Here is a 4,606-nt window from a genome sequence, read left to right on the forward strand (position 1 = left end):
CGATGAAAGACAAATCAGGGGCTTCAAAAAAAGAAAATTGTCCTTCATAGAGACGATGAAAGACAAATCCGGGGCTTCAATAAAGGAAACTGTCCTTCATTGAGGCGATGAAAGACAAATCCGGGGCTTCAAAAAAAGAAAATTGTCCTTCATTAGGGACGATGATGGACAAAACAGGATAATCTAAAATGGAGACCGTTCCTTTATCCGGTCAATGAAAGACAAATCCAGGATCCAACAAAAGGAAGCTATCCTTCATAGGCACTGAGGCTTTTCTTATTGACAGCTGCTGGCAATACGCGGTACGATTTTTCAGGGGTTTAATATGAAAAGTTTAAAATTATATGCAAAGTTTGTGAAACCATATTGGAAGCTTGTAGTCATTACGTTAATCATCGGGATGCTTAAGTTCGGAATTCCCCTGACGCTTCCGTTAATTATGAAATATGCGGTCGACTCGATTATCCTCGCCAAAATGGCAACAGGCCAGAAATTGTTGCATCTTGCCTATGTAATTGCCGGCTCGTTTGTTTTGTTTACGGTGATCCGCTATCCTATCGAATATTATCGCCAATATTTTGCTCAAGAAATAACAAGCAGAATTTTATATGACATTCGGAAAGGGCTATATGATCATTTGCAAAAATTGTCCCTCCGGTTCTATCAGAATACGAAAACTGGAGAAATTATTTCCCGTGTGATAAATGATGTCGAACAAACAAAGAACCTGGTCGAAACAGGGATGATGAATATTTGGCTTGATATGTTTACCTTAGTGATTGCACTCGGTTTTATGTTCGCACTAAATGTGAAACTGACCTTTATGGCAATTGCCGTCCTCCCCTTCTATGCGATTGCCGTTAAAAAGTTATATAAACGGCTGAAATTATTAACCAAACAGCGATCGCAATCACTGGCGGATGTCCAATCTTATCTGCATGAACGGGTAGCTGGGATTCCGGTCGTTAAAAGCTTTACATTAGAGGAATATGACAAGGACCAATTTGATCTCAGAAACAAAGGGTTTCTGAACAAAGCCTTGGCCGTTACAAACTGGAATGCATTAACGAATGCGATTATTAATACTTTGACAGATATTGCACCATTGCTTGTCATCGCGTATGGAGGCTATAAAGTCATCACTGGGGATATTTCTTTAGGAACTTTTGTTGCCTTTTTCGGTTATTTGGATCGGATTTACAATCCTTTACGCCGCCTAGTCAACTCCTCGACACTGTTAACCCAGGCTACCGCTTCACTTGACAGGGTGCTGGAGTTGTGGAATCAACCATATGATATAATGGACCAGCCATCTGCCAAACAGCTTGCAAATGTAAAAGGACAAATAGAATTTAAAAATATTTGGTTCCGTTATGATCAGCAGTCTGACTGGATTTTAAAAAATATTAATTTGACGATCGCCCCTGGCAGTACGGTGGCATTAGTCGGTTCAAGCGGCGGCGGGAAATCCTCGCTCATCAGTTTGATCCCCCGGTTTTATAATGCGGAAAAAGGAAAACTCACGATTGACGGAATTGATATTCAATCGGTGACACAGCAAAGTCTGAGAAGTCATATTGGCATGGTGTTCCAAGATAATATCTTATTCAGTGGAACGATTCGCGAAAATATTTTATTAGGTAATCCTTCGGCAACCGACGAAGAAATAAAGGCTGCAGCCATTGCCGCAAATACGCATGAGTTTATTGAAAGTCTGCCAAAAGGATATGACACAGAAATTGGCGAAAAAGGGGTGAAATTATCCGGCGGGCAAAAACAGCGAATTGCCATCGCACGGGTATTCCTGAAAAATCCTAGAATCTTAATCCTTGATGAAGCTACTTCCGCACTTGATTTGGAGTCAGAAGCGTTAATTCAAGAATCGCTTGATAAGCTCGCAAAAAATAGAACAACCATTATCATTGCCCACCGCCTGTCCACGATTACCGGCGTCGATCGGATTATTTTTATCAAAGATGGGGAAATCGCGGAAACCGGCACTCATGAGGAATTAATGGACCGGCATGGCTTATATGAGCATTTATTCAATATCCAAAATTTAGATCACAAGGTTGAAGTTGCTGTGAATCCGAAGTAACAATGAAAAAAGAGGTTAAAATCGCATGTGATTTTTAACCTCTTTTTTACTCATTTTAATAAACGTCGCGCTGATAACGTCCTTCTTTTTGCAAGCTGTTCACAAAGCTTTCAGCCTCTTCACGGCTCATTGCGCCTTCTTTTTCAATTACGTCGATCAAAGCGTTGTGGACGTCTTTTGCCATATGTTCTTTATCCCCGCATACATAGAAGCAGGCTCCGTTTTCCAGCCAAGTATATAGTTCTTTGCTGTTTTCAAGCATTTTATGCTGTACATATACTTTCTGCTCTGAATCGCGGGAGAATGCTGTGTCTAATCGTGTAAGTACCCCGTCTTTTTGGTATTGTTCCAATTCTTCTTTGTATAGGAAATCGGTTGCTGCATGCTGATCGCCAAAAAACAGCCAAGTTCTTCCTGATGCTTTGTTTACCGCACGCTCCTCAATAAAGGAACGGAACGGAGCAATCCCGGTTCCAGGGCCGACCATGATGATATCTGTTTCATGGGATTCCGGAAGATGGAAATGCTTATTAGGTTGCACAAATACTGGGAGCGTGTCCCCTTCTTTTGTGCGCTCGGCACATTGAACCGAACATACGCCTTTGCGGTTTCTTCCGTGAGAAGAATAACGTACTGCACCAATGGTCAAATGTACTTCTTCAGGATGAGCATTTAAGCTGCTGGCGATAGAGTAAAGCCTTGGTGGCATTTTCCGAAGCAGTGAAACAATTTCTTGTGCTCCTGCGTTCCAAGGTCCGAAATCATGCAGCAAATCCAAGAGATCGCGCCCATAAATATATTCTTTTAATAAATTTACATTTTCTGGTAAGGTAAGCTTCTTTAACTCTTCGTTTTCGGTTAATTCCGCTGCCTGCTGCAGAATTTTCTTCGTTAATAATGTAATTTCAAAATGAGTAGTGAGTGCTTCCTTTAATGGAAGGGTGTAACCTTGTTTACTAATGGTTACAGGCATTTCCGGATCCCATTTCATTTCTGCAAGAAGAGCGGACACTAATTCTGGATCATTTTCCGGAAAAACACCAAGTGCATCACCTGGATTATAGGTTAAGCCGGAACCTTTTAACGATAACTCGATATGCCGAGTTTCTTTATTGGAACCAGCGCCATTTAAATTGACATTTTTAAGAACTTTTGCCTGAAAAGGATTTGTTCTTGAAAATGTCGGCTTATTCTTAGGGGTATCTACAGTCAGTTGCATCGTTTTTCACCTCAAAAAAGTTTGCATTTAACTCCCTTATCATATCATATTAAAGCGTTTTATTCTTTAAAAAATTTCCCTATTTTAATTATTCCAATATGAAGTTTTAACCATAGTAAAGCCGCAATTTTCAAGAGAAAAATGCGGCTTTTGCTACAATTTATTTACTTAAAATTGCTAATATTGACAGTAGTATTTACAACATCTTGATCATAAATAATGAATCTGTTTCATTATGTTTTAAATAGCATTAGTTTATTATTTAGGAGACAAATAGAATTGAAGCAAACAGCTTAGTAATCCAATAACTCCAATGATCATAAACAAAACTGAGATTTTACTGCTATTATGTTTTACAATTTGTATAAATCCAAAAATCAATAGAATAATTGAAATAATTATTCCTCCGACTAAATCGTATCTCATCTAATCACCACCTTAATATCTGTGCCAGATATAATATCCACCAGTCCAAAATCCTTTTATATACACTCCTTTATTTCCTCCTATATAGTCAATCCAATCAATTGCTCCACTTCCAAACCAAAGAACACCGGAAATAACGCCTAATGGAACTGCTGCTGCCGAGCTAAAGATTCCAGCACCTGAAAGAACAGCACCTACAGCCGCTGCACCCGCACCGGTATTTGCCGCTTTTACAATATTTTGTGTAGTCCATTCACTTAATGACAACATCCATCCCCACCAATAAACATAGTATCCAATCGGTGGACTATAAGCATATGCTTTATTGACAAAAGAAACACTAATCGTTTTATTCCCAAGACTAATATTTATATTGTTATTGGACGAATCTTCAAAAAATTTGTCGTACTCAACGTATTGATTTTTATTTTTATCGGTATTTCCTTGAAGTACATATTTGCTTTTAGCATAAACTCGCAAATTCGAGTCTGTAGTGAGATATCCCTGTTTAACCAGTTCATTTACTTTATCCATATTTGATTTAATTAAATTAACAAAATTATTTTCTATATTGAGTTTTCCATTAATAGCAAATGTTCCATCCTTTTTTCTCACAACAAACTTTTCAACCTTTTTGATATTTTTATAAAATTCAGTTTCTTCCTTTTGGTGTTGAATAATTTGATCTTTAGTTTTTTTAGCAATTTCAGGTTCAGCTGGCTTTATAGCAAAACTCACATTGGACATAACTAAAGTTAAAACCATTGCTAATGCAATTATTAACCCACACTTTCTTATCACAAGCTCCCTCCTCATAAATTCCTAATTTTTGTACCTTTAAAATTTATTTACAAATAGGATTT

Annotated in this window: 3 protein-coding genes; 1 reads left to right on the plus strand and 2 read right to left on the minus strand. The window is 38.1% G+C overall.

Translation table 11 applies throughout. From position 1 onward, the window contains the following. Positions 1 to 325 precede the first annotated feature (325 nt). The gene (locus tag BFU02S_RS14805) at positions 326 to 2,098 is read left to right on the plus strand and encodes an ABC transporter ATP-binding protein (RefSeq protein ID WP_066372294.1); all 1,773 of its coding nucleotides are present in this window, start codon (positions 326 to 328) and stop codon (positions 2,096 to 2,098) included. A gap of 55 nt (positions 2,099 to 2,153) precedes the next feature. Here BFU02S_RS14805 and BFU02S_RS14810 read toward each other — a convergent pair whose 3' ends face one another. Together BFU02S_RS14810 and BFU02S_RS14815 are read right to left on the minus strand one after the other, a co-directional pair. Then, positions 2,154 to 3,317, minus strand: a complete 1,164-nt coding sequence (locus BFU02S_RS14810; protein WP_084361148.1) for a sulfite reductase subunit alpha — start codon at positions 3,315 to 3,317, stop codon at positions 2,154 to 2,156. A 438-nt stretch (positions 3,318 to 3,755) separates the two neighbouring features. After that, a complete protein-coding gene (locus tag BFU02S_RS14815; protein WP_066372297.1) occupies positions 3,756 to 4,544 on the minus strand; it encodes a hypothetical protein in 789 nt (262 codons plus the stop codon). Between the last annotated feature and the right edge of the window lie 62 nt (positions 4,545 to 4,606).

Origin of the sequence: Neobacillus fumarioli NBRC 102428 (assembly GCF_001591485.1) — a bacterium.
In the GTDB taxonomy this organism is placed as follows: Bacteria; Bacillota; Bacilli; order Bacillales; family Cytobacillaceae; genus Neobacillus; species Neobacillus fumarioli.